Raw genomic sequence first — 23773 nt, 5'->3', positions numbered from 1 at the left:
CCCTAACTGTGTTGGTCTCCGATGTCGACAACGCCGGTGACTACAACGAAGCCGTCGGCGCCGTCGACAAAGCCCTCGGTGGTGCGCGCCTCATCCACCTCGTCGGCGTGCCCGGCGAAGTATCTGTCGACACCGTCGTGGACAACCCCGAAGTCGCACTATCGCGGATTGTGGCCTCCGTCGAAGAGTCCATTGCCGCCGACCCATCCCCGGCCATCCTCATCGCCACGGGCAACCTCGAGTTCGACTCCCGCGCCGCTGCCGCCACCGGCTCCGGGCTGGTGCTGTCCGCCGACGCTTCCGGCTGTACCGACGCCGCAGCGCTGACCCGAATCCGCATGGCCATCGCCGAAGCCCGCAAACACCGCGCCACCCCGCTGGCCCTGCTGCTGCTCGGCGAGGCGCCTGAGTCCACCGACGATGAGCTCGACCTCAAGGGCATCGACGTGCCCGTCGCGACCATGGGGTCGGACAAACTCAGTGAACTACTGCGCCCCTGCCAGCCGACGGTGAGCCCGCACCGCTTCCAGTGGTGGCTCACCCAGCAGGCCAAGGTGAATCGTCGCCGGATCGTGCTGCCCGAGGGCGGCGATGACCGCATCATCACCGCAGCAGCACGCATTCAAGCCGCCGACTTCTGCGACCTGACCATTCTCGGCGACCCGGACGCAATGCAGACCCGCGCCCAAGAGCTGGGCCTAGATATCTCCAAGGCAGAGATACTGAACCCGGAGACCTCCGACCTGCGGGAAAAGTTCGCCGAACAGTTCGCCGAACTCCGCAAGGACAAGGGCGTCACCGTCGATGATGCGCGCGAAACGATGCGCGATATTTCGTACTTCGCCACAATGATGATCCATAACGACATGGCCGACGGCATGGTCTCCGGCGCGGCGAATACCACCGCGCACACCATCAAGCCCTCATTCCAGATCATCAAGACCAAGCCGGGAGTCAACACCGTCTCCTCGCTGTTCTTCATGGTGATGGATGGCTTGCTGTGGGGCTTTGCCGACTGCGCGGTGCTGCCTAATCCCACGCCTGAGCAGCTCGGTGAGATCGCGGTGAATTCCGCCGAGACCGCCAGCAACTTCGGTCTGGAACCGAAGGTGGCGATGCTGTCCTACTCGACCGGAACCTCCGGTACTGGTGAGGACGTCGACCGTGTTGTTGAGGCCCTCAAGCACGCCCGCAAGCTCGACCCGAATCTGTCCGTCGACGGCCCGCTGCAGTTTGATGCCGCGATGAACCCGTCCACGGCGCAGAAGAAGATGCCTGATTCAGAAGTTGCCGGCAAAGCTAACGTTTTCGTTTTTCCGGACCTCGATGCGGGTAATATCGGTTACAAAATCGCCCAGCGCTGTGGTGGAGCACTCGCGATCGGCCCAATCCTGCAAGGATTGAACAAACCGGTCAACGATCTCTCACGCGGCGCTACGGTGCCCGATATCGTCAACACGGTCGCTATTACCGCCATCCAGGCTGGAGGACAATAAACCATGTCTCGTCTCGCGCTTGTTCTGAACTCCGGTTCTTCGTCCATCAAGTTTCAGCTAGTAGACCCAACGAAAGATGCCACCCATCCGCCATATGTGTCGGGTCTCGTGGAGCGCATCGGCGAGGTTGACGGCTCCATCGTTTTGAAAACGCGTGGAGAAAAATTCGAAATCACCGAGCCCATCGACAGCCACGCCGATGGCCTAGACCGGGCCTTCGACCTGATGGATGAACACGAATGTGGCCCCAGCACGGTCGATATCGCCGCAGTGGGACACCGCGTGGTGCATGGCGGCAAGCTGTTCTCCGGTCCGGAGCTTGTCGACGATCAGATCGTGGAGATGATCCGCGACTTGATTCCGCTGGCCCCGCTGCACAACCCCGCCCACGTGGTCGGTATTGAGGAAGCCCGCAAATTGCTTCCCGACGTCCCGCATGTGGTGGTCTTCGATACCGGTTTCTTCCACTCCATGCCGCCGGCGGCCGCGCTGTACCCGCTGAAGGCCGATGTTGCCGCCGAGTACGACGTGCGTCGTTATGGCTTCCACGGCACCTCCCACGAGTACGTCTCGCAGCAGGTGGCGCAATTCCTCGGCGAGGATTTGTCGAAGCTGAAGCAGATTACCCTGCACTTGGGTAATGGCGCCTCCGCGGCGGCTATTTCCGGTGGTCGCGCGATGGATACCTCAATGGGTATGACGCCGCTGGCAGGCCTGATGATGGGAACCAGGACCGGCGATATCGACCCGGGCGCAATCTTCCATCTGTACCGGCAGGGATTGTCCATCGACGAGATCGACAACCTGTGCAACCGTGAGTCCGGCCTCAAGGGCGTGTCTGGGGTCAATGACTTCCGAGTGCTGCAGGAGCGCATGGATGAAAACGACTCCGATGCGTGGGCCGCGTACCAGATGTACGTGCACCAGCTTCGCCGCTATATCGGCGCCTACATGCTGATTCTGGGGCGCGTCGACGCTATTACCTTCACCGCTGGTGTGGGTGAGAACCACGTCGGCGTGCGCCGGGACACCATGGCCAACCTGGAAAACTTCGGCATTGAGATTGACGAGAAGCTCAACGATCAGCCCACCGATGGTCCCCGGGTGATCTCCACCAAGGAATCCAAGGTGAAGGTCTTGGTCGTGCCGACCAATGAAGAGTTGGCTATCGCGCGCTACGCCATGGAATACGCCAAGTAACGAAGGCGAATACGCGCACACGCAGTCGCTTCCACTCAGGGCCAGTCTCGCTCAGGCGGGGCTGGCCCTGTCGTATGCGCGGGGCTGTGCGGCGGGGTGCGGCGGCTGCGGCGGGGCTGTGCGGCGGCTCCGCAACGCAAACCCGTACCAATTGCGCAGATCCGTGCGAATTTTCGCACGGATCTGCGCAATTGGTACGGATCTGGCTGGGAGGGCACTGCGGCGGCGCCACGCGCGCCAGCAAAAGCGCAGCGAAGGCACCAGCGAAGGCGCGCGAAAGCACACGAAAGAGCGGGAAGCAGCCGTCACCGGCGCTATCCCGCTCACGTGGGTACTAGCAGGTGCCTAGTAGATGTAGACCTCGTCGCCGACCTGCAGGAAGTCGAAGTACTTCTGGGCGTCGGCGGAGCGTAGCCGCACGCAGCCAGCCGACTGGCCGTCCAGGTTGCCCTGGTGGAAGGCGTGGCCGTTATTGGTGAAGTACACCGCGTAGGGCATCGGAGCGTTATTGAACTCGCGGGAGACCTCGTCGCGCACCTTGCGCAGCACGCGGAAGGAACCCTTCGGGGTTTCCTGGCCCTGCTTGCCGGTGGTGGTCGGCACCGGGCCGTAGGCAAGGTTGCCGTTTTCCTGCAGCCAGGTGCGGCCGCTGGCGATATCGACGCACACGCGGGCGGTCTTCGGGCACGGGGAACCGGCAATCGGGTTGTCACTCGGTGCCGGCCGCGGGGCCGGTGCGGGGGCTGGCGCGGGCGCCGGGGCCTCCGGGAATGGCTTCACGATAGCGTCTCGAATTTCCTTCGGGACCGGTACGCCTGCTCGGTCGATGGTGTCATTGACCTCGTCTTGGTTCGGCAGGACACTGCTGGGATCCGGGATAGAAGAGCCAGGTAGCTGTGGCACCGAAGGCATGCTGGAGCCAGGGAGTTCCGGGATGGCGGGGGCAGCGCCAGCGGTGGGAGCGGTGGCGACGCCGAGAGCCATGGCGGCCGGAACGGCGGCGCGCATGCTGCGGCGAAGGCGGGAGGGGCGACGGTGTCGAGCAGTCATAGTGAAGATAGTAAACCTGTTTTACTGAAAACCGAGAATTATATATAGAGTTCTGGCGTGGCGGAGCCCCGATAGCCTTCCCGCACGGGGGCAGAATTACAGCACTGTTGGCGGGCGGATGGCATTGGCCATGTCCACAAGCCGGTACCGGTGCCGCGGGAACGGAGCATTGCGCGCCAACATGCGCAGGCCCGTTTCCAGGCCGGTCCGCAAGCCCGTCACCGTGAACGGGACATCAAAAAGCTCATTGGGTGAGGCCGCTTCTTTCAGGTCATTGGCCCGCAACCATTGCAATGCTGCCGTGAGTACTGCGATGCGTAGTTGCTCACGGCGTGGCTCATTTGTCGGCAACTCGGTGAGGCGCCGCGCCGCGCGTCGAATCCGGGATTCAGTGAGCTGTTCTGCGCCGCCGGAAACCAACAACAAAATCGTGCTCAACCGGGCTAGGCGCTGGTGCCGCGAGGAGGCCGGCACTCGGTCCAACATGGCTATCGCCATCTCGTATTGTCCTTCGGCGGTAAGCTGCCGGGCCAGGCCGAATGCAGAAGACACAGTGCTGCGGTTGGTTGCCCACACCATTGCGTATAGGCGGGTGCAGTGGAAACGCATCGACCACGGGGTGCCGGTATCCGAGGTCCACGTATTATCCAGTTCCTCAAGGATGGTCGAGGGCAGCTCGTCAAGGCCGCGGTCCAGATGCGCGACTGCACGAATAACACCGGTATCGAGTACCTGGCGGTCATTAGTGCCCACCTGCTGCATCATCAGTTCCAGGGTGCCGGCCAGCGCCAACTTGGGGGCGGGTTCACCTGGCAACATCGCCAGTACCCGGTTGAAGGACTGCAGCGCGGAGTTGTAGTCATCCAGCAGCAGCTCAGTAACACCCATGTACCACTTGTAGCGCCAGTCCTGGGTCAGTCTTTCCGACGCGGCTTGCAGCTGCTCCTGGGCATCTTCGGTGGCGCCGAGGTCGAGCTGGGCGCGCACAATTGCCAACGGAATTTCCACTGAACCGGCGTAATCAGGGTTATCCAGAGCAGTCGTTAAGTTATCGATGAGCTCACCGGGCTCGGAATACGACGCCGCCGACAGCAGCCGGGAGCCCGGGTCGTCGGACTGCACCAGCGGCACCGGTAGGGCAGCGCTGATCTCCTGGGGGGTGATGGTGACATCGCGGGTAATGCCGTCGACAAGCTGATCGGTGCGGAATACGCGGTGCTTAGTGCCGTATGTGGATCGCTGCGGGGAGAACAGGGAACGCAGATGCGGGTGCTGCACCCCATCGCGCACCGCCAGGATCTCGCGCAGCACCCCGGTGAGCTGCACCGCCATTTCTTCGGCGGAGTGGAACCGCTCCTGTGGGTCCTCCGCGCAGGCACGGAGCAATAACCGGTATAGCGAAAGGTTGCGGCGGAATAGTGGCTCTTCATGAGGGGTGGGCAGCCCCGGGTCATACACACCATTGGTGCTGGGCAAGTCGACGATGAGGCTGGCAAGCGTGCGGCCGACGGTATAAATATCTGACGCTACGGTTGGGCCAGTACGGCTGACCTCCGGGGCTTGGAAACCCTGGGTGCCATAAATATGGCCATAAGCGCCGATGCCGGTGACCGCGCCAACGTCGATAAGTTTCACCTGGTCCTCGGTGAGCAGCACATTATCCGGCTTCAGGTCGTTGTAGACCACGCCCCTGGCGTGCAGATAGTCCAGGGCGGGCAGGATTTCCAGGATGTAGCCGATCGCAGTATCGACCGGCATATGCCCGCCGGGCTGGACCCGGTTGTGCTGACGCAGCGACGGGCCGCCGACGTACTCCATGACGATGAACCCGGTATCCGGGCCCTCGGCGTCGATGAAGTTGATGATCTTCACAATCCCGGGATGGGTGATCTCCGCCAGGAACTCGCGTTCTGCCTGCACAATCACACTGTCGGCGCTGTCGGCAGAACTCATCATGCCTTTGAGCACCACCCACCGGTCGGACACATTGTGGTCCATCGCCAAATAAATCCAGCCCAGCCCGCCGTGGGCAATAGGCCCGGCAATCTCGTACTGGCCAGCTACCAGGTCACCCGTTTTCAGCTTCGGTTCGGGTTTGCCGGAAGCGCGGACCTCCTCCGGGGTCTGCACCGCATCCCGCGGGTTTTTGGGCGGGATGAACGGCAATTTCACCATCCCGCCGGCGACGACGCGCCCTGGGCGGGAGCGGGTGCGTCGTTCCCGGAAGGTGGTCAGGGCCCGGCGGTGCGACTCTGCCGACGGGTCAGCCGGCGTTTTCGACGTCAGCAGCGCCGAAATGTCCACCTCGTCTTCGTCGTCATCGTCGGCGAAAGGGTCGAATGCCACCGCGGCTGTACCCGGGTCGGCAGGATCGGAGTTATAGGACATCGCCGAGGTGGAGACGTCCTCAGGATCGTCGGTGGGGGAGTGCCGGTCGGTACTCACTGCTCGGCCTCCTCACGGGCGACATAATTCGGGGTGGGCTGCACCCCATCTTTGAGATACGGGCCAAGCCACTGGTTGTACAGGGCTTGCCAGGTGCCATCGGCGCGGATGCGTTCCAAAGTGGCATTGACCTGGCGTTGCAGACCGAAGTCTTTCAGCCCGGTCGCCACCGCATAGGACTCCGCGGTCAGATCGCGTTGCACAATCACGGTGCCCGGATCTTGGGCTTTAATGCCGGCCAGGATGAAGTCGTCGCCAAGTATGGCCTCGGCCTGATGCTGTTGCAGCGCCACAAGGCAGTCACCCCAGTTATTCACCAGCAGCAGAGTCGAATCTGGGGCGGTCGCTCGAGCTACGTCCTCGGAGGTGGACCTAAAGGCAACACATACGCGCCGGCCACCGAGATCTGCGGTCGAACTGATCGACGCCTCCTGGGTGGTGAGCAGGCCGGCGGAGGGCTCCAAGTACGGGGCTGAGAAACCCACCTGCTGCGAACGGTCTGAGGTCACCGTCATGGTGCGGATAACCGCATCAACACGGCCTTCCTCGAGGGCGGAGATGCGTTCGGTGGAGTTGACGTAGCGGAAGTCCACTGCGTCGGGGTCGCCAAAAATATCGCGGGCGATTTCGCGGGCCAGCCCCACCTCGAAGCCGGTGAGCTGACCATTCGGATCACGGAAAGCCAGCAGGTTGAGTGAAGGGTCCACACCAATAATGATCCGGCCACGTTCGACGATATTGGGCACCCGGTCTGCCGCGGTGCCTGGGCCGGGCGGGAGCGTGCCAGGCACGAACTCATCCTGCGATTGCAGCGGGCGAGAATTGGCGGGTTCGTATTTCGCATCCGGGGGCAGTGGCACGTCGCCCTGAACCTTGGCGATATTGCCCGAGAAGGGATCGTTGGCGGGACCGGAGCTGGGGGCGCAGCCAGTCAGCAGTACCCCGGCGGCCACCACCATGGTGCATAGTCGGCGGGTCATCACAGGTACTCCAACAGGGGGTTTCTAAAGCCCAAAGCGACACAGATAGCGGCTAAGACAGAGACGAATACCACCAGCGACGACAAAATAGCGGTGGCGGTGCGGGCTTCTTCGATTTGCGTGCGCAGGTCCTGGCGGGATTCCGCGATAGCTTCGCGCAGGGCGGTATCTAAGGTGCGGAATGACTCCACCGAACTGACTCCGTCGATGCCTTCGCCGGTAGCGATGGTCATTGCCGTGGAGTAGTCGCCGACATCCATCAGTGCCGACATTTGGTCATGGGAGGCCTCCCACTGGGCCAGTGCGCCGGCGGCTGCCAGTATTGTCTGGTCGCGGCCGTCATTTTTGCCACGTTCGGCTTCGATGGCGATGTCAGACAGCAGCCCGTTGATCTTGGCTGCCGAGCTGTCGAAGTCCGAGTCGCTGCCGGCGCGACGATTCACCAGATCCAGCGTTTCCGACGCACGGGCCTGCTGGGCTGTAATGCGGGCCTCTGTGAGCAGTTCGACGGGCTCGGTATAGCCGTCGGTGCCGGGCCCGCGCCAGGAGAACGCGGCGGTGCCGGCGAGACCAAGCAGCGTGAAGGCCAGCAGGATGGTTGCCACGGCCAAGCCCGGATTAATTAATCGCCGGGTACGTCGAGTGATCCACCACTGCGTCAGGACTAATGCCAGCAATGTGATGAATAGGCCGAATAGGGGCTGGACGGGGATGCCTGCCGTGGTCGGGCGATCCCTGGCGACGGACTGGGTGGTGCTGCGGTACAGCGTGGCTGCGGCGGGCAGGATCTGTTCCTGCATCAGTCCGGAGGCCTCAGCTAGGTAGGACACGCCTACCGGGTTTCCCTGCCGGGTATTGGTCCGTGCGGTTTCTACGAGCCCGGTGTAGACGGGCAGAAGCCGCTGCACCGTGGAGATGTCCTGCATCGCGGGGCTATCGACGTCGGTAATGCCGGTGGCTGCCTGGGTGCCGGCGAGCGCAGCTTGGGCGATGGCGTCGTCATAATCGCGGCGCAGGCCCACGACTGAGCTGTTCACCCCGCGCGAGAATGCGGTATTTGCTGAGGCGTCGGCCACTGATAGTGCCGAGTACAGGTTCTGTGCGGCATGTGACAGCGGCTCGGACTGGCTTGCCATGCGGGTCAGGTTCTCTTGGCGGTGGTTGATATCAGAGGTGATGGAAAAACCAGTAGCCAGGATGGAAATGATGAGAAGCACCGCGGTGAGGGTGAGCCGACCGGGTGAGGTGAACAGGAAAGTCAGTGCCTCACGAGGGCGCTGCAACGCATTGTTGAGGCGGGTGCCCAGCAGACCGGTGCCGGTGGTGGTGTGGCGCAGGTCGAGATCGTCGAGACGCTCGTCGGCATCGCGGAAGTCTGGGGCGGGCCGGCTGTGATGATGGGTGCGGCCGCGTCGGTGATGGTGCCTGCCGTGTTTGACCTCGTGGAGGCGGTCGCCGTCGGCAGTGCTGCGCCCAGAGAACCGCGACCGGCGCGGTGCGCGCTGCGCGGGGGAACTCTCGGTCATAACCTCACCTCCGGCCAGGTCTGAGGAGCTTGTGCCGAGCCTGCCCTATGCAAAGCAATAGTAGCGTTCAGTCTATGTGAGTGAAACCACAAGCGGGTTTTTGGATCGGCCTCGAGTAAGGTGGGGCCATGCTTCAAGACGGCAACGGTTGGTCGGCAGGGCCCAATGGCACACGGTGCTGGGGCCGGTTTGGCGCAGCTGGTCTGCTGTTATTCACCCCGGATGCGCGCGTGTTGATGCAGCACCGCGCGGATTGGACGTCCTGTCCGTTGACCTGGGGTGTCCCCGGTGGTGCGCGTGATTCGCACGAAAGTGCGGAGCAGGCTGCGTTGCGCGAGTCCGAAGAGGAAACCGGGGTGCGGGCCGACCAGGTGCAGGTGCTGCATGCGGAGGTCACCGCGGGGCCATATCCGGCGGACCCGCAGCGCCCGGACCTTGCCGGCGGGTGGACCTATACGACGGTTTTCGCCATGGCTGATACCCCGGTGCGTACCGACGCTAATGCCGAATCGTTGGCGTTGGAATGGGTGCCTGCCGACGAGATCCCCGAGCTGGACTTATTACCGGCCTTCCGCGACAGCTGGCCGCGGCTGCGCCAGGTGATTTTTGACCTCATTGCGCAGCGCGGCTAGCCCGCGGCTGACTCTGCTTTAGGAGCGGTCGGAGAGCGCGGCGGCGCCAGCGGCTACTGAGGTGACGGTGAGCACTGCAGGCCAGGGCCCGATTTTCTTCGCCAGCGGGTGCGAGAGGCCGAATGCGGCGATATAGGTGCCCAGCAGGCCTGCTGCGGTAGCGCCGCCGTGTCGGGCGGCCCAGCTGCGGGTGGCGTAACCGCCGGCTGCGGCGAGAACAGCACCCCCGATGGGGCGGATTTCGGTTTCGCGGGCGATGAGCCAGCCGCCGATGAGACCAGTGCCGACCAGGGCGGCAGTATTGACGTCGGTGGCTTTTTTGAGCTGCGTTTTCATAATGTTCAACCTATTCCAATTAAGGCTGACCTGCCGCTGGTGGCTAAACCCTGGCACACTATGCACCATGATTGAAGTCCGAGGACTCACCAAGAAATTTGGCGGGAAGACAGCCGTTGATGATGTCTCTTTTACGGTACGCCCTGGAGTGGTTACTGGCTTCCTAGGCCCAAACGGTGCCGGCAAGACCACCACCATGCGCATGATGGTGGGGCTGGATCGTCCCACCGCAGGTGAGGCGCTTATCGACGGGGTTCCTTATCGACAGTTGGAGCGGCCCGGCAGGCAGGTCGGCACGCTGCTGGAAGCCCGCGATGTCGCACCCCGACGCAGTGCCCGTAATCATTTGCGGTGGATTGCTGCGGCCAATGGCCTGAACCTGAAGCGGGTCGACGAGGTGCTCGAGCTTGTCGGGTTGACGGATGTGGCCGATAAGGCCGCCGATGGGTTTAGCCTCGGTATGTCGCAGCGCCTGGGTCTGGCGTCGGCCCTGCTTGGGGACCCGGAGCATCTCATTCTCGATGAGCCGGTCAATGGCCTGGACCCGGAAGGCATCGCGTGGGTGCGGTGGTTATTGCGGACTCTGGCCGGTGAGGGGCGCACTGTCCTCGTTTCCTCGCATCTGCTCACGGAGATGGCGCAGACCGCCGAGGACCTCATTGTCATTGGCCGTGGTCGGCTTATTGCACAGACCACCGTCGATGAGATTGGTGGCGACGCGACTCAGGCGCGTTCCCTGGTGCGCACTGAGTACCAGAAGCTATTGGAAGAAACCTTGCAGGCCAAGGGGATGACCTTCACTCAGGATGTGGACCCGCATGGGCGCAGCGTGCTCTATGTCGATGCCGCTACTGATGTGGTGGGTTTGGCCGCCTATGAGAGCAGCATCCCGTTGCAGGAGTTGACTTCTGCCGGGGTGTCCTTGGAAGAGGCCTTTATGGAGTTGACCGGTTCGGAGACTGAATACCGCGGAGGTAACCAATGATCGACACAATTCGTGCGGAATGGGTCAAATTGCGCACCTCCCGCTCCACCTGGTTGGTACCGGTGTTGCTGTTCATACTGGTCGGTATTGGTGCTGCGCAGCAGGTGTCTATCTTGCAGGACCCGTTTTATACCGACCGCGCGCCGACGGAGGTCGCGCTGGCGCAATTCGTCAGCCAGGTTCGGGGGATTGCCCCGGCGATGCTTCTGCTGCTGGGGGTGTTCGCTGTTACCGGTGAGTATTCCTCGGGGCTGATTCGTACCACTGCGCTTGCCGAGCCGTCTCGGTGGAAGATTGTGGCGTCGAAAATCCTGGTCGCCGGCCTGTTTGCCGTCGTCATGACGGGTATTGCCATGCTGGTGGGTGTCGTCGTTGGTTGGTTGCTGCTGCCCGATACGGTGACGTCGACTCCGTTGACCAACGACGATTATGGCCTGCGGCTGTTAGTGCTGACCCCCGTGGATACCTTTTTGATGGTGGCCGTGGCGGTGGGCTTGGCCTTTGTGCTGAAACGCGCAGCTGGGGTGATTGTGCTGTTGGTGCTGTGGCTACTGCTGGCAGAGTCGATCATCCCGACCTTGCCGAAGGTAGGCGAGACCCTCGCCCCGTGGCGTCCGGCCACTGTTTTTGATGCCTATGTGCGGCAGAACGCTGGGTTCGATGTATTCGGCGGTATTGCGGACTGGGCCTTCGGGTGGGCAGGTTTGGCCTACCCCATGCTCTGGGTTGTTGCGATCGTCGCGCTTGGCATTTTTGTGTTCAGCCGTCGCGATGTGCGCCCCTAGGTTTTAGAGGTTCTGCTGGCGTCGCTGGTGCTCCTCGACGAATACCTCGGAGTGCTCGGTGAGTTTGAGCAGCGACGGCACAGCCTTGACCAGTACCCGCACGTCATTGATGTCCATGGTGGACACGATGCGGGAGATGATCTCACCCCAGTGCTCGCTGACGCGGGTGAGCATCTCCTTGCCGTTGTCGGAGATGTAGAGGTCCTGGGCGCGCCGGTCATGGGCGTTGTTTTCGCGGAGCAGCAGCTCATTATCGAGCAGGCGACGTACCGTGGCTGAGACGTTGGAGGGGCGCAGGAAGCGCAGTCGGGCGATATCGGATACGCCGCAGCCGGGGTGGCGGGAAACGAAGTGCAGGATCTCCATTTCGGACTGGGAGATCTCTAGTCGCTGGTTGGGGCGTTCGCCGAGCCGTCGAGTAGCGGCCAGGAAGTCGTAAATACCGGAGGCGACTCGTTGGACGTCGGCGCGGGTTGCCGGGTCGAGGCTGATGTCGCCGCCTTCGGCGCATACGACGCGGTCCATGTCTTTGCTGAGCACAGTGTTGGTATTGGAGGCCATAGCTACACCTTTCTAATTCAAAAATAAATTGTCGTGATATCTGTTCATCGTAAAAAACTTTTCGGGTTATTGGGGAAAAATCATAATGTTTTCTCGCCAAACCTTGTGTGGCACCGGCCCTGCGAGGGTGTTAGGAGCGGTAATCCACAATCACCGGGGCGTGGTCGGAAGCGCCTTTGCCCTTGCGTTCCTCGCGGTCGATGAAGCCGTCGGTAGCGCACGCGGCCAAAGCGGGGGAAGCTAGCTGGAAATCAATGCGCATGCCCTCACCCTTGGGGAAACGCAGCTGCTGATAGTCCCAGTATGTCCACTCGCCTTCCGTGAATTGGCGGGTGACGTCGGTAAAACCAGCGTCGGCAAGTGCGTTGTAGGCATCACGTTCTGGCTGGGTGACGTGGGTTTTGCCGTCGAAGAAGTCGATATCCCACACATCACTATCGCGTGGGGCGATATTGAAATCGCCCACAATGACCTCGCGCGCCTCCTGGTCGTCGGCGAGGCTGCTTGCTGCGGCTGCGCGTAGTTCGGCGAGGAAATTCAATTTGTATTGATAATGCGGATCGTCAATTGCGCGACCATTGGGCACATACACACTATGAATCCGAATATCGCCACAGGCCGCGGCGATATGACGCGGCTCCACAACGGCCTCCTTGGCCGGGTCCTTGCTAAAGCCAGGCTGCTGAGCAAAACCCCGCTCAATATCGGCCAGCCCCACCCGGGAGATAATGGCCACACCATTCCACTGGTTCAGCCCGTGGTGCGCGACCTCATAACCAGCATCGATAAAAGGCTGGAAGGGGAATTGGTCATCCCGGCATTTGGTTTCTTGGATGGCCATAACGTCAATATCGTGGCGCTGAAGCACCCCAATAATGCGCTCAACACGGGTGCGGGCAGAGTTGACGTTCCAAGTACACAGTCGCATATTGGCGAGGCTACACTCGCCGCCGCCACCACCCAGGCCTGTGGTGCTTAGCCAACCAATTCGGCGTACCGATGCCGGTGATGCTCACCGAAACCAAGCCGACGATAGAGCGCCACACCAGCCTCATTCGTCGAGACAACCTGCAGGTACACCGCATCCGCGCCATGCTCAGCGCCCCAATGCATCATGTGCAGGCCCAACATGGTGCCAAGGCCTTGCCGACGCAGGCGCGGGTTGACCTCCACAGCGGAAAACCCCAACCAGCGACGGCCATCCTCAGATTCGGTCAGCGTGCCGCGCGTAATCGCCACTGTTTCCCCGTCGCGCAGGAGCCGACCAAAACTCATCTTGCCGTCAATATCGTCCATCAGCAGCTGCAAAGCACGTCGGGGAAGCGCCTGGCCACGGAAGTGATACAGCGATAACCACTCCTCATCCGGGCGGTCCAGCACCTCCGCATGAACACCCGGCAACTGCTGCGGCGTCGGCAGATCCTCAGCGGAACGGGTCATCACCACAATCTCCGGGCCCCGCCGCCATTGCGGGCCCTGGGTGAGAAGCTCCGCCGGCCGGCAAATCCGATCCGGTACGGCCACGCGCACCGGCAGGTTATGGCGCCGATAGAACTCGACGATATCGGCCATCGGCACCTCAGCTGAGGCCGCACGTGAACCAATGGGCAATGCCGAATTGGAACGCTCGGTGATGCCATCACCTGCACGCAATAGCCACCCACCAGACCAGGTGTGTTCAATGCCGGGGAAGGCCTTCGCGGTGGCGGTCTCCACTGCCCGAATATCCGAATTGCGCACCGGGGTATCCGGCAGCGTCTTCACCACCAGCACATCGTGCTCGCTGAAATCCACCGGGTCGAGGTCACTGCGCGCCCCGCCGCGCAATTGCGGCCGCACAATGAGCGGGTCGACGCTTTCCACATGCCCAATAAGATCAGTGACTTTCGCGTCGCTGGTGGCGCGTTCGGCGTCGGTAAGCGCGCGCCGCACAATCACACGTCGGCCCACGGCAACGGGACCCGAGCCGAACCGCGACTCGGCTGGCAAGGGCTGATGTGACATCGGACTAGAGATCGTCGTGCCCGAACGGGTCACGGTCAGCGCCCGGCATCCAGGTATTACCCGGAACACCCCAGCCGGCGCGTTTCATTGCCTTTTTGGCTTTGCGCTTCCACCGGCCAATCAGCACGTCGGTGTACACATAGCCGTCGAGGTGACCAACCTCATGCTGCAAGCAACGCGCCAGCAGACCCGTGCCCACCACGGTGACTTCGGCACCGTTTTCATCCGTGCCGGTGACTGTGGCGTGCTCGGCGCGGCCGGTGGGGAACATCAGCCCAGGCACAGATAGGCAGCCTTCATCGTCGGAACCGTCGTCGGCAGGCATAGTCTCTGGGATCTCGGAGGTTTCCAGCACCGGGTTGATCACGCAGCCACGCTGGCGGGCCCCGGTCTCATCAGGGCAGTCGTAGACGAAAAGGCGCTTGCCGACGCCGACCTGGTTCGCGGCAAGACCGACGCCGTGGGCGGCATCCATGGTCTCGTACATATCCGCGATGAGCTGCGCGAGTTCCTCCGGGGACTCGGTCACCGGGGCGGTCGGGGTGTGCAATACCGGGTCACCAGTGATGACGATGGGGAGAATGGCCATGGGCATAGAGGATACTCTCGAGTGCGCGCAGGAATGATTAAGTGGGGTATATGGAGCAGCGTATCGACGGTGATACCGGGGGAGTAGACCCCGAACTGGCCTGGCGGATGCTGCGCTTTGAGCGCACCCGGGTTAGCTCCCAGCGAACCCCGGCGCTGGGGCCCGCCGCCCGCGCTGAGGCGGTGCGCGCGGAGTTCAATATGGACCCTTTGCGCTACTACCAACTGCTCAACCGGCTGATTTCCACGCCGGGGGCGGAGGCCGCCGACCCGGTGACGGTGCATCGCTTGCAGCGAATCCGCGATGGCGCGGAGCCTGAAGACTCATAGGGCAGCTATAAAAACGGTTACGATAGGCCGCGTGTCCGATAATGATCTGAACGTCAATGAGCCCCGCGGTCGGCACCGCCTGGACGATGCGGCAGTGCCTGACCCCGCCCAGGAACCCAGTAGCCGTGCCGCCTACGCAGGTGAGGCCGATACCAGCGGAGCCCCGCTGCGGGGCCTGGCCATGGTGCTGATTTTCATCGGAGTTATCCTCGCCGCCTGGGGTATCTATGTGCTCACCAGCGGCGATGACGAAGAGCCGATTGCGGCGCAGACTTCCACCAGCGCTTCTGCCACCAATGCCCCGCCCGCCCCGCCTGCCCCGGCCCAGCCGGAACAGCCCAATGGCGAACGCCCCGACGCTGACGTCGGCCCCGACGCAGCTGCGGCCGGCGCTGACGCTGCGGCCTTCAGTCCGGCGACTATGCACGTTCAGGTGCTCAATAATGGTTTGGTGCCCAACCGTGCCGAAGAGGTCGCCACGGATCTGGGTGACCGGGGTTGGGTGAAAACCGATCATGGCAACCTGCCTGGTGAGCAGTACCGCGCGCAGTCCAATAGCGTTTTCTACACTCCGGGTAATGCCGCAGAGCAGGCCGCTGCGGAGAAGGCCGCCGCGGATCTCGGCCCGGACTGGGTCGTTGCCGAGCGCCCTGCAGAACTGACTGACCAGCCCGCCGGCATCGTTGTGGTGATCATCTAATAATGCGTCGTTGCCTTAGTGCCGTATTCCTCGCCGCCGCTGTTGGCCTGACTGGCTGCGCCTCCGGTGGGGATGAGTCGGCTGAATCCGTGACCAGTTCCACCTCGGCCCGCCCGGATGCCCCGGAGCTTGACCAGATGGGCAGCTACTACAACTTCATCTCGCAGAGCGATGATGGGTTGACCATGGTGCTCGCCGGGGTGCGCACCGCCTATACCGACGATTGGGTGGGGCTTGTCGACGATCCGGTCGCACCGACCGTTCTAGATCCGGGTGAGTACCGGGTGGTTGCCACCTCCACACAAACCTGCCCTGGGGCTGGTGAGGAGATCTCCACAACCACTCCGTCGGATAGTGATGAGGTCAATGACGATGGTTCGATGGGGGTTGTGGGAACTATCACGGTGAAGGACAAAGGTGCAGCTGCAGTGCAGTCCAACCCGGTGAAACGGGACCCGGATAGTCTGGCTGGCCTGGTGCTTGCCGACGATGAGGGCACCGTCGTTGCCTGCAGTAAACGAGTGAATTGGACCCCGCCTGTCGATACTGAAGCTGACTCTGAGTAAGTCGATGCGGGACGGGGTGTTCGCATAGACCACCCGGTATGGTGAAATAGGCCAATGACCGAAAACTTTGTCGGGTCACCGAAGCCCACCCTCGGCTGCGAGTGGGAACTGGCCTTTGTAGACCGCACCACCCGGGACACTGTCCCGTGCGCAGACGATGTGCTGGCCACCATCGCCGAAGACAATCCGGAACACGGCATTCACCGGGAATTCCTCGCCAATACTGTCGAGCTTGTCACCGATGTGTGCACCGACGTTCCGGAAATCGTTGCTGACCTGCAAAGCCGCCTTGAGCTGGTTCAGGCCGCCTGCGATAAGCACAAAGTGGACCTGTGGACTTCTGGGTCCCACCCCTTCGCCCGCGGCACCGACCAGCGCGTCAATGATAAGTCCACCTACCAGGAGATTTTGGACCGCACCCAGTGGTGGGGCCGCCAGATGGTGATCTGGGGTGTGCATGTCCATGTGGGTGTGCGCTCCGCCGACCGAGTCTGGCCCATCATTAACGCACTGCAGGTGCAGTTGCCGCATATGCTTGCCCTGTCCGGCAGCTCCCCGGCGTGGAATGGCGAAGACATGGGCTACGCCTCCAACCGCACCCTGTTATTCCAACAACTGCCGACAGCGGACCTGCCCCCAGATCTGCACACCTGGGCCGAATACGAGCAGTACATGGCGGACCAGGCTAAGTCCGGCGTGATTAACCACACCGGCTCGATGCACCTGGATATCCGCCCGGCGGAGAAATTCGGCACCATCGAGGTGCGCGTGGCCGACTCCACGTCGAATATTCAGGAACTCTCGGCGCTGGTGGCCCTGACCCACAGCCTGGTGGTGCACTACGACCGAATGCTGGACCGCGGCGAACAGCTGCCCAGTTTGCCGCCGTGGCATAACCGGGAAAATAAGTGGCGTGCCGCGCGCTATGGCATGGACGCACTCATCATCACCGACCGCGACACCACCGAGCGTTGGGTAACTGAGGACCTGCACGACCTGCTCGACACCCTGCGCCCAGTCGCCAAAGACCTCAACTGTGCTTCCGAACTGGAGCAGGTCACCACCATTATGGAACTCGGTGCCGGCTACCAGCGGCAGCGCCGCGTCGCCCACGCCGCCGGTGCATTGCCCGCACTAGCCCCGGAGCAAAAGGTCCGGGACGTGGAAAATCAGCGTGGCGGTTCCCCATGGGCTGCGGCCGTGGACTTGGTTGTGCGTGAGCTCGCCGCCGGGCACCCACTAAAGGATTAGTTCTCGTCGTCGCGGGTGAGATGCTCCCGGTCGACTAAGTGCTCGCGCCGGGCGATACCCGCCAGCTGGGTCCCCACAACCGGTGCGGTACCCAGGCCGAATACGGCGATGAGCAGCAGCATGCCCATATCGCCGCGCACGCTGGCATTAGCGTCGGCATGCACCTGAATGTGCACCAGAACCCCGGCGATAGTGAGGATCAGCCCCAGTGTTTGCGGCTTCGCCGAGGCGTGCATACGTGAAACAGTATCGCGGAACCGCACCAGGCCCAGCGCCGCAGACAGTGACAGCAGCGCCCCGCCGGTGATGAATAGCAGCGATAGGCAATCAAAAAATAGGTTCATCAGGTCCCCTTCTTATCTGGGACGCGGAAGCGGGCCACCGCCACTGAACTAATAAAGCCCAGCAGTGCCACCACCAGCATCGGGTAGGCCCATGAGGTATTCAGTGAGCCGGCGATAAGCAAAGCCAGCAGGCCCTGCACCATGGCGATCAGTGATTCCAGGCTGATCAGCCGGTCCAGCGAATTCGGCCCCGCCAGGAGGCGAACCAAGGTGAGCATCGCGGCGATGCCATAAATCGTCCCCGCACCTGTGAGTACGGCGTGGTAGACAGCCTCGCTCATGGGGTGTCCTCTCGGTGAACTTGGGCGTGGTCGTGGCCGAATCGGCTAGAAGTGGCGTTGACATCACGGTTTTCAAAGGCACGCACTACCCGGCGCTCCATTGCCGCGAGCTTGCCGACGGCCCTGTCGACCCGGCCGGTCGTCGAAGCATCCAGGATATGGATAGTCAGCAGATGGTGTTGCCGGTCGACTTTCATCACCAGCCCACCTGGCTGCAAACTAATCAGCGCAACAGCCGAGGCCAAGGTGAGGTCATCGCGAGTACGCATTGGCACCTGCACCACCGCACCACATGGTTGGGCGGAGCGCCTCATCGCTAACCAGGCCACGGCACAGGATGCGGTGATGAACTCCACGGTGAAGCTCACCAGCAATGTGGCCATCGCCGGCCAGTTCACATCCAGGCCACCAGTAGGTACCCGCGGCATGGGCAGCACTAGGGCCACCACCGCCGCAATGCCCACCCCGGCGACAATATTGCCGACTGTGACTTCGCCGACCAGCAATAGCCACAGCAGCACCAGCCAGGTGAACATGACAATTGGTGGTTTATTGCGGCGCAGTGTGTCCCGCATTAGTGCGCACCCCCAATTTCCTGGTGTTCGCCGGGGCCCAGCGTCCGGCCCGGGCGCGGCAGTTCTAGCTGCTCACCGGGATCATCCACACCCAGTACCGCCGCCCGGTAGCCGCGGACATCCTCGACGGTATGCGCCGCCCGATTGGTCACCGCAGTCAATGGCCCCGCCCACAGCGACACTGCAAGAGAAGCGGCGACAAGAACAGCGGTGGGAATGACCATGCCCAAAGGCATGCGGCCAACGTCGGCACGCTCAGATAACTGGATGGTGCGGGTGTTTTCCCGCAGGGTCATCGGACGGGCCAGCGCCACATCACCTTCCGGGGCGTCGGAACGGTCCCGCCAGAAGGCTTTCGACCACACCAAAACCATCGTGTACAGCGTCAACAGCGAGGTCACAATAGAACCAGCGATGAGCACCCACGCCGTCGGGGAGCCATTGAGCGCCCCGGCCTCAATGAGCACCACCTTGCCGATAAAACCAGAAAAAGGCGGGATGCCACCCAGGTTCAGCGCAGGGATGATGTACAACACCGCAAGAACCGGGGACGCCTTCGCCAATCCACCTAAGCGGCGCAGTGACGACGAACCGGCCTGGCGTTCAATCAGGCCAACGACCAAGAACAGCGCAGTTTGCACGAGAATATGGTGCACCACGTAGAAAATGGCGCCGGACATGCCCAAAGGATTGCCGATGGCAATACCGAAAATCATATAGCCGATATGGCTGACCAGGGTGAATGACAAAAGTCGTTTAATGTCGTTCTGCGCCATCGCGCCGAGGATGCCAAGCAGCATCGTCGCCAAGCCCGCCCACAACAACACCGCGTCGAGGGTGTCATACGGAAACAGCACCGTGCGGGCGCGGATGATGGCATACACGCCGACCTTGGTGAGCAAACCAGCAAAAACCGCCGTCACCGTCGACGGGGCGGTGGGGTAGGAATCCGGTAACCACGACGACATCGGGAAGACCGCGGCTTTGACCGCGAAAGCCACCAAAAGCACCGCGCCGATAGCAGTGCGGGTGCCGTCGGGAAGCTCCTCCATGCGGATAGACACATGGGCGAAATTCACCGTACCCACCGCCGCGTACACCATGCCGATGGCCAGCAAAAACACCATCGACGACAGCATATTGACCATCACATAGGACACCCCGGCACGGATACGCTGCGCCGACGCGCCCAGGGTGAGCAGCACATAGGAGGCGACCAAGAGCACCTCAAAACCGACGTACATATTGAACAAATCGCCGGCGAGAAAAGCCATGGACACACCCATATTGAGCAATAAATAGGTGGGAACATAGACGGAAATGGGGTCATCATCATCACCGTCGCGAATGCCCTGGCCAATGCCGAAAAGAAAGACCGCGAACAGCACCAGCTGGGAGATGAACACCATCAAAGTGGACAACCCATCGGCCACCAAGGTGATCCCCACTGGCGGGTCCCAACCACCGACCTGAACAGTATGAATACCGTAGGCGCGCACCGAATACACCAGTGCCCCCGCTACCAGCAGCAGCACTCCCAGAGCACTAATGCCAACCAACTGCTGCACCCGGGGTCGCCGCGACAGCAGCAAGGCCAGCGCCGCCGCAGCCGCCGGAAGCAATACCGGCAGGGGGATAAGAATGGCGATCAGGGACTCAGTCGTCATCATCATCGGCCCCCTTCGCCAGTGGCTTCTCGAAGCTCTCCGGGCCGAACTGGTCCCCCGCGCCGGTCGGTTTACCCGTGGTGGGGTCATCGGAACGGTCGTGGTCCGGGGCCAGTGACGGGTCGTCGGCGCGCCGGGCGGCAAGAGCCCGGTCTTCCCGGTCGTCTTGAATGTGATCCCCAGCCCGGTAGCGGTGCTGCCGGTAGGCCAAAGCCAGAATGAATGCGGACAACCCCAGCATGATCACAATGGCGGTGAGGATCAGCGCCTGCGGTAGCGGGTCGGCCACCTCGGCGCTGGGGTTAGGGCCATGACCACGAATCGGGGGTTTCCCGGGAGGCCCGGAGGTCGCCAGGATGAACACGTTGATGCCATTGCCCATCAATAACAACCCCATCAGCATCCGGGTGATAGCGCGGTCAAGCAATAAGTAGGTGCCCGCGGCAAGCAGCACGCCGGCAGTGGCCAGCAGCGTGAAGTTAATAATCATCGCGCCGCCTTTCTGCTGTGAGTGCGTGCGGAGCGATGCCGACGAGTGCGCCCCAACTTGGTCAGACTAATCCGACGCGAGCGCGCGCGGATAGCTCGCCGGTCAGCTTCGACATCCAGACGCCCGCCCAAGGAACGCAGCATATAAGTCACCGTGCCCACCACAATCAGGTACACCCCGGCGTCGAACAGCAGGGGTGAGACAACCGCCACCTCCCCGATAAGAGGCACCTCAAATTCGGTAATCGCCGAGGTCAACGGCGGCCAGCCGACTAATATCGGGGCGGCTACCGACGTTGCCGAGCACACCAGGCCGGAACCGAGGAGGGCGTCGGCAGGCACCGGAACAGCCTCATCGAGCTCCCACCGGCCGCCGGCGATATACCGCAGCGTGATAGCCAAAGCCGCCACCAGACCACCCGCGAACCCACCACCAGGCGAATTATGGCCGGCGAAAAATAGGTACAGCGACAGCACCATCATCGATGGGAATAACAGTCGAGTCGCGATCAGCAGCAATAACGGCTGATTGCCGCGCTCGGACTGGGCATCAGTGGTGGCCAACCACCGCGCGTCGGTACGCCGAGCCTTGCGGGAGCGCCGCACCGGGCGGGGCAACGAGTCCACCGTATGGGTGCGGAAAACCAGCGAAGCAATACCGATCGCAGCGATGACCAGCACCGCTGTCTCGCCGAAGGTATCCCAGGCGCGGATATCGACCAGCAGCACGTTGACGGCATTAGCACCGTGTCCGATGTCGTAGGCCAGGTCGGGAATATCGTCAGAGATCGGCTCACTGCGCCGACTTGCCATTGCATAAGCACCGACGGTCACTGCAGCCATGCCGACGCCCACAGCCAACCAGGCGCGGGCACGCACCCATTCGCCGTCATGATCCCGAGTACGTGCCGGCAACGTGCGCAGCACCAGCACAAAAATGACGACGGTGATGGTTTCCGCCAGTAGCTGAGTAAGAGCCAGGTCAGGGGCGCCCTGCAGGGTGAACATGAGGGCCAACCCATAACCGGTGACACCAACCATGATGAGCCCAGATAACCGGTTGCGCACCCGGGTGGCGGCTAAGGCAGTGACGGCCATGATGAATGCCGCAGCGCCTTGCATAGGAGAGTCCCACAGAGTCATCACCAAGTCATCGCGTGACCCCAGCAGCAGCGTTGACATCGGCAAAGCGATGAGCACCAGCATCACGATCGCTTCGGTCAGCGGCAGCGACCCCCGCTGGGTGGTGGCGGTGACACGTGTGGACAGGGTACGGGCGCGGGAGAGGATGGTGTCGTAGAACTCATTGGCATCACCAAGTGCGGGTTTATCGAAGTGCAAAAGCGCGACGAGGTGGCGCAGCCGGAACATGAGGTACCCGGCAGTGAGGATGACTGCGGTCAGTAACAGTGGGGTGCTGAAACCGTGCCACAGCGCCAAGTGCGTATGGCCGGGTTCGTTCGGGAACGCTGCGTGTAGATACGTCGTTAAGCCCGCATCAATGACATGGGGCGCAAGACCAGCGATAAGGCCGATAACCGCGGGGATACCGGCGGGAATGACCATCCACGCCGAGGGCCGGGACATGGTGGCGACAGCCTCGGAAGGACGGCCATCTTTGGTGGCGAATGCACCCCAGAGGGCGAACAGTGTGTAGGCGGCGGTGAACGTGGAGCCGATCACCACGCCGACGGCCGTGAAGATGCCCGGCATGCCCGCCAGCGGCGCTGCGTGCAGCACCGATTCCAGGGCTGCTTCCTTAGCGACGAAACCGAACAGCGGGGGCACCCCAGCCATGGAGGCACCGGCGAGGCAGGCGATGACCACCAACTGTGGGGTGCGTCGGCCCAGGCCGGAGAGTGTGCGGATATCGCGGGTTCCGGTGCAGTGGTCGATAGCGCCGACCACCATGAATAAGGGGGCCTTGAATAAAGCGTGGCCGAGAGTCAGCGCCAGCCCGGCTAGTAATGCGGCCCGGGTGCCGATAGCGGTAATCGCCATGATGAAACCCAGCTGGGAGACGGTGCCATAAGCCAGGATGAGTTTCAGGTCCTTCTGGCGTAGGGCCATCCAGCCGGCCATGACCAGGGTCAGGATGCCGAGCGGGATGATGGCGAGATGCCAGTAGGCGGTGGTGGCGAATATCGGGGAGAGCTTGGCGACGAGGAATACGCCGGCTTTGACCATTGCCGCTGAGTGCAGAAAAGCTGAGACAGGCGTGGGGGCGGCCATGGCGCTGGGTAGCCAGAAATGCAGTGGGGCGATCGCTGATTTCGATAGTGCGCCGATGATGAGCAGCACTACCGCAATGGCGACGCGGGGCTCACTGAGCGTGTCCGCGGGGATGGTTGCTAGCTCAGAGAACTTCCACATGCTGGTGGTCTGGCCCAGCAGGATGAGGCCGACGAGCATGATGAGCCCGCCCAGGGTGGTCACCATGAGGGCTTGGGTTGCGGCGCGGCGGGAGGAAGAACGTTCGGCGTAGTAGCCGACCAGGAGGAAAGACAGTACTGAGGTGGCCTCCCAAAAGACGTACATCAGCAGCATATTGTCGCTGATGACGAGGCCAAACATGGCTGCGGCGAAGCCGACGAGTTGGCCGGAGAAATAGCCGAGCCGACGGCGTTGGCCGCGGGGTGGATTGTGGAAGTAGCCGGTGCAGTAGATCAGGATGATGGTGCCGATTCCGAGCACCAAGGTGGCGAATAGCGCCTCGAGGGGGCCGAGACGAAAGTCAATATTGAGATTAAGGAGGGGGATCCAGGGGTAGTGCAGGCTGCGAGGTTGGCCGCCGAGATAAAGACGTACTACCTCGTTGAATGACCATATGGTGCCCACGAAAAGGGGTGTGGCGAGCAGGGGGAATGCATAGGTCCCCATGCGGCGAATCGCCTGGTGTGCCACAATCGCCGTTAGGGCGAGCACGCAAATAAGGATAGTCATAGCTTCCATTATGCGGGGTCGCCGGAGTTAGCTACGACG

At 62.2% G+C, this 23773-nt stretch carries 24 protein-coding genes; 9 read left to right on the top strand and 15 right to left on the bottom strand.

The genetic code is table 11. The annotated features are described in order from the left end of the window. Nucleotides 1–107: 107 nt before the first annotated feature. Both pta and KRX51_RS08650 read left to right on the top strand, forming a co-directional pair. A complete protein-coding gene (gene pta / locus KRX51_RS08655; RefSeq protein WP_370625088.1) occupies nucleotides 108–1496 on the top strand; it encodes a phosphate acetyltransferase in 1389 nt (462 codons plus the stop codon). A gap of 3 nt (nucleotides 1497–1499) precedes the next feature. Continuing rightward, entirely contained in the window at nucleotides 1500–2696 is a 1197-nt protein-coding gene (locus tag KRX51_RS08650; protein ID WP_218362737.1) for an acetate kinase, read from the top strand. A 345-nt stretch (nucleotides 2697–3041) separates the two neighbouring features. On the opposite strand, the gene KRX51_RS08645 is transcribed toward KRX51_RS08650, so the two are convergent. The 4 genes from KRX51_RS08645 to KRX51_RS08630 form a co-directional block, all read right to left on the bottom strand. Further along, nucleotides 3042–3746 (bottom strand): L,D-transpeptidase, encoded by a 705-nt coding sequence (locus tag KRX51_RS08645; protein WP_218362736.1) that lies wholly within the window; start codon nucleotides 3744–3746, stop codon nucleotides 3042–3044. Nucleotides 3747–3842: 96 nt separating this feature from the next. Beyond that, nucleotides 3843–6191: a tetratricopeptide repeat protein gene (locus KRX51_RS08640; protein WP_370625079.1), complete on the bottom strand. Its 2349-nt coding sequence runs from the start codon at nucleotides 6189–6191 to the stop codon at nucleotides 3843–3845. Further along, nucleotides 6188–7171 carry a glutamate ABC transporter substrate-binding protein gene (locus KRX51_RS08635; RefSeq protein ID WP_255549580.1) on the bottom strand — a complete coding sequence of 328 codons (984 nt, stop codon included), beginning with the start codon at nucleotides 7169–7171 and terminating at the stop codon, nucleotides 6188–6190. Before KRX51_RS08635 ends, KRX51_RS08640 begins: the two co-directional genes overlap by 4 nt. Further along, nucleotides 7171–8697 (bottom strand): hypothetical protein, encoded by a 1527-nt coding sequence (locus KRX51_RS08630; RefSeq protein WP_218362735.1) that lies wholly within the window; start codon nucleotides 8695–8697, stop codon nucleotides 7171–7173. Before KRX51_RS08630 ends, KRX51_RS08635 begins: the two co-directional genes overlap by 1 nt. Before the next feature lie 128 nt (nucleotides 8698–8825). Here KRX51_RS08630 and KRX51_RS08625 point away from each other — a divergent pair, with 128 nt between their 5' ends. After that, entirely contained in the window at nucleotides 8826–9329 is a 504-nt protein-coding gene (locus tag KRX51_RS08625) for an NUDIX hydrolase (RefSeq protein WP_218362734.1), read from the top strand. 18 nt (nucleotides 9330–9347) lie between these two features. Here the strand turns inward: KRX51_RS08625 and KRX51_RS08620 are convergent, their stop codons facing one another. Then, on the bottom strand, nucleotides 9348–9665 hold the full coding sequence (locus KRX51_RS08620; protein WP_218362733.1) for a hypothetical protein: 318 nt from the start codon (nucleotides 9663–9665) through the stop codon (nucleotides 9348–9350). 67 nt (nucleotides 9666–9732) lie between these two features. On the opposite strand from KRX51_RS08620, the gene KRX51_RS08615 reads away from it, so the two are divergent. Together KRX51_RS08615 and KRX51_RS08610 are read left to right on the top strand one after the other, a co-directional pair. Further along, entirely contained in the window at nucleotides 9733–10650 is a 918-nt protein-coding gene (locus KRX51_RS08615; protein ID WP_218362732.1) for an ABC transporter ATP-binding protein, read from the top strand. Further along, on the top strand, nucleotides 10647–11435 hold the full coding sequence (locus KRX51_RS08610; protein ID WP_218362731.1) for an ABC transporter permease subunit: 789 nt from the start codon (nucleotides 10647–10649) through the stop codon (nucleotides 11433–11435). The genes KRX51_RS08615 and KRX51_RS08610 overlap by 4 nt, the downstream gene beginning before the upstream one ends. A gap of 3 nt (nucleotides 11436–11438) precedes the next feature. On the opposite strand, the gene KRX51_RS08605 is transcribed toward KRX51_RS08610, so the two are convergent. From KRX51_RS08605 to KRX51_RS08590, 4 genes are all read right to left on the bottom strand, one after another. Next, on the bottom strand, nucleotides 11439–11996 hold the full coding sequence (locus KRX51_RS08605; protein ID WP_218362730.1) for a MarR family winged helix-turn-helix transcriptional regulator: 558 nt from the start codon (nucleotides 11994–11996) through the stop codon (nucleotides 11439–11441). Between the two features lie 130 nt (nucleotides 11997–12126). Then, nucleotides 12127–12924, bottom strand: a complete 798-nt coding sequence (locus KRX51_RS08600; protein WP_218362729.1) for an exodeoxyribonuclease III — start codon at nucleotides 12922–12924, stop codon at nucleotides 12127–12129. A 47-nt stretch (nucleotides 12925–12971) separates the two neighbouring features. Beyond that, nucleotides 12972–14000, bottom strand: a complete 1029-nt coding sequence (locus KRX51_RS08595) for a GNAT family N-acetyltransferase (RefSeq protein WP_218362728.1) — start codon at nucleotides 13998–14000, stop codon at nucleotides 12972–12974. Between the two features lie 4 nt (nucleotides 14001–14004). Then, nucleotides 14005–14589, bottom strand: coding sequence for a peptide deformylase (locus tag KRX51_RS08590; RefSeq protein WP_218362727.1), 585 nt, complete (start codon nucleotides 14587–14589; stop codon nucleotides 14005–14007). A gap of 50 nt (nucleotides 14590–14639) precedes the next feature. Here KRX51_RS08590 and KRX51_RS08585 point away from each other — a divergent pair, with 50 nt between their 5' ends. Genes KRX51_RS08585 through KRX51_RS08570 form a run of 4 tightly spaced genes read left to right on the top strand, consistent with a single transcriptional unit; the run spans nucleotide 14640 to nucleotide 17435 of the window. After that, nucleotides 14640–14918 carry a DUF3263 domain-containing protein gene (locus KRX51_RS08585; RefSeq protein ID WP_255549579.1) on the top strand — a complete coding sequence of 93 codons (279 nt, stop codon included), beginning with the start codon at nucleotides 14640–14642 and terminating at the stop codon, nucleotides 14916–14918. A 31-nt stretch (nucleotides 14919–14949) separates the two neighbouring features. Next, nucleotides 14950–15618: a LytR C-terminal domain-containing protein gene (locus KRX51_RS10370; RefSeq protein WP_218362726.1), complete on the top strand. Its 669-nt coding sequence runs from the start codon at nucleotides 14950–14952 to the stop codon at nucleotides 15616–15618. Nucleotides 15619–15620: 2 nt separating this feature from the next. Next, entirely contained in the window at nucleotides 15621–16184 is a 564-nt protein-coding gene (locus tag KRX51_RS08575; RefSeq protein WP_218362725.1) for a hypothetical protein, read from the top strand. A gap of 54 nt (nucleotides 16185–16238) precedes the next feature. After that, nucleotides 16239–17435 (top strand): glutamate--cysteine ligase, encoded by a 1197-nt coding sequence (locus KRX51_RS08570; RefSeq protein ID WP_218362724.1) that lies wholly within the window; start codon nucleotides 16239–16241, stop codon nucleotides 17433–17435. Here KRX51_RS08570 and KRX51_RS08565 read toward each other — a convergent pair. From KRX51_RS08565 to KRX51_RS08540, 6 genes are read right to left on the bottom strand one after another with little or no spacing between them, the layout of a single operon-like run. Continuing rightward, nucleotides 17432–17779, bottom strand: a complete 348-nt coding sequence (locus tag KRX51_RS08565; RefSeq protein ID WP_218362723.1) for a monovalent cation/H(+) antiporter subunit G — start codon at nucleotides 17777–17779, stop codon at nucleotides 17432–17434. The two genes, KRX51_RS08570 and KRX51_RS08565, sit on opposite strands and share 4 nt — an antisense overlap. Continuing rightward, nucleotides 17779–18060, bottom strand: coding sequence for a monovalent cation/H+ antiporter complex subunit F (locus KRX51_RS08560; RefSeq protein ID WP_218362722.1), 282 nt, complete (start codon nucleotides 18058–18060; stop codon nucleotides 17779–17781). The genes KRX51_RS08565 and KRX51_RS08560 overlap by 1 nt, the downstream gene beginning before the upstream one ends. Continuing rightward, complete coding sequence (locus tag KRX51_RS08555) at nucleotides 18057–18635, bottom strand: Na+/H+ antiporter subunit E (RefSeq protein ID WP_218362721.1); 579 nt, start codon at nucleotides 18633–18635, stop codon at nucleotides 18057–18059. Before KRX51_RS08555 ends, KRX51_RS08560 begins: the two co-directional genes overlap by 4 nt. Then, nucleotides 18635–20305 (bottom strand): Na+/H+ antiporter subunit D, encoded by a 1671-nt coding sequence (locus KRX51_RS08550; protein WP_218362869.1) that lies wholly within the window; start codon nucleotides 20303–20305, stop codon nucleotides 18635–18637. The genes KRX51_RS08555 and KRX51_RS08550 overlap by 1 nt, the downstream gene beginning before the upstream one ends. After that, nucleotides 20292–20792 carry a Na(+)/H(+) antiporter subunit C gene (locus tag KRX51_RS08545; protein WP_218362720.1) on the bottom strand — a complete coding sequence of 167 codons (501 nt, stop codon included), beginning with the start codon at nucleotides 20790–20792 and terminating at the stop codon, nucleotides 20292–20294. The genes KRX51_RS08550 and KRX51_RS08545 overlap by 14 nt, the downstream gene beginning before the upstream one ends. Continuing rightward, on the bottom strand, nucleotides 20789–23734 hold the full coding sequence (locus KRX51_RS08540) for a Na+/H+ antiporter subunit A (protein ID WP_218362719.1): 2946 nt from the start codon (nucleotides 23732–23734) through the stop codon (nucleotides 20789–20791). The genes KRX51_RS08545 and KRX51_RS08540 overlap by 4 nt, the downstream gene beginning before the upstream one ends. Nucleotides 23735–23773 lie beyond the last annotated feature (39 nt).

It is taken from the genome of Corynebacterium sp. TAE3-ERU12, from assembly GCF_019209905.1.
Classification (GTDB): Bacteria; Actinomycetota; Actinomycetes; order Mycobacteriales; family Mycobacteriaceae; genus Corynebacterium.
Note: the sequence above shows the minus strand (reverse complement) of the source record. Positions and strands in the feature narration are given on the sequence as shown.

Excerpts from the sequence above, each read along its gene's own strand:
- KRX51_RS08605 (WP_218362730.1), bottom strand. The coding sequence starts at position 11,996 with ATGGCCTCCAATACCAACACTGTGCTCAGCAAAGACATGGACCGCGTC.
- KRX51_RS08570 (WP_218362724.1), top strand. The coding sequence starts at position 16,239 with ATGACCGAAAACTTTGTCGGGTCACCGAAGCCCACCCTCGGCTGCGAG.
- KRX51_RS08635 (WP_255549580.1), bottom strand. The coding sequence starts at position 7,171 with ATGACCCGCCGACTATGCACCATGGTGGTGGCCGCCGGGGTACTGCTG.
- KRX51_RS08555 (WP_218362721.1), bottom strand. The coding sequence starts at position 18,635 with ATGCGGGACACACTGCGCCGCAATAAACCACCAATTGTCATGTTCACC.
- KRX51_RS08540 (WP_218362719.1), bottom strand. The coding sequence starts at position 23,734 with ATGACTATCCTTATTTGCGTGCTCGCCCTAACGGCGATTGTGGCACAC.
- KRX51_RS08645 (WP_218362736.1), bottom strand. The coding sequence starts at position 3,746 with ATGACTGCTCGACACCGTCGCCCCTCCCGCCTTCGCCGCAGCATGCGC.
- KRX51_RS08615 (WP_218362732.1), top strand. The coding sequence starts at position 9,733 with ATGATTGAAGTCCGAGGACTCACCAAGAAATTTGGCGGGAAGACAGCC.
- KRX51_RS08575 (WP_218362725.1), top strand. The coding sequence starts at position 15,621 with ATGCGTCGTTGCCTTAGTGCCGTATTCCTCGCCGCCGCTGTTGGCCTG.
- KRX51_RS08630 (WP_218362735.1), bottom strand. The coding sequence starts at position 8,697 with ATGACCGAGAGTTCCCCCGCGCAGCGCGCACCGCGCCGGTCGCGGTTC.
- KRX51_RS08550 (WP_218362869.1), bottom strand. The coding sequence starts at position 20,305 with ATGATGACGACTGAGTCCCTGATCGCCATTCTTATCCCCCTGCCGGTA.
- KRX51_RS08620 (WP_218362733.1), bottom strand. The coding sequence starts at position 9,665 with ATGAAAACGCAGCTCAAAAAAGCCACCGACGTCAATACTGCCGCCCTG.
- KRX51_RS08595 (WP_218362728.1), bottom strand. The coding sequence starts at position 14,000 with ATGTCACATCAGCCCTTGCCAGCCGAGTCGCGGTTCGGCTCGGGTCCC.
- KRX51_RS08650 (WP_218362737.1), top strand. The coding sequence starts at position 1,500 with ATGTCTCGTCTCGCGCTTGTTCTGAACTCCGGTTCTTCGTCCATCAAG.
- KRX51_RS08610 (WP_218362731.1), top strand. The coding sequence starts at position 10,647 with ATGATCGACACAATTCGTGCGGAATGGGTCAAATTGCGCACCTCCCGC.
- KRX51_RS08560 (WP_218362722.1), bottom strand. The coding sequence starts at position 18,060 with ATGAGCGAGGCTGTCTACCACGCCGTACTCACAGGTGCGGGGACGATT.
- KRX51_RS08590 (WP_218362727.1), bottom strand. The coding sequence starts at position 14,589 with ATGGCCATTCTCCCCATCGTCATCACTGGTGACCCGGTATTGCACACC.
- KRX51_RS08625 (WP_218362734.1), top strand. The coding sequence starts at position 8,826 with ATGCTTCAAGACGGCAACGGTTGGTCGGCAGGGCCCAATGGCACACGG.
- KRX51_RS08585 (WP_255549579.1), top strand. The coding sequence starts at position 14,640 with ATGGAGCAGCGTATCGACGGTGATACCGGGGGAGTAGACCCCGAACTG.
- KRX51_RS08565 (WP_218362723.1), bottom strand. The coding sequence starts at position 17,779 with ATGAACCTATTTTTTGATTGCCTATCGCTGCTATTCATCACCGGCGGG.
- KRX51_RS08600 (WP_218362729.1), bottom strand. The coding sequence starts at position 12,924 with ATGCGACTGTGTACTTGGAACGTCAACTCTGCCCGCACCCGTGTTGAG.
- KRX51_RS08545 (WP_218362720.1), bottom strand. The coding sequence starts at position 20,792 with ATGATTATTAACTTCACGCTGCTGGCCACTGCCGGCGTGCTGCTTGCC.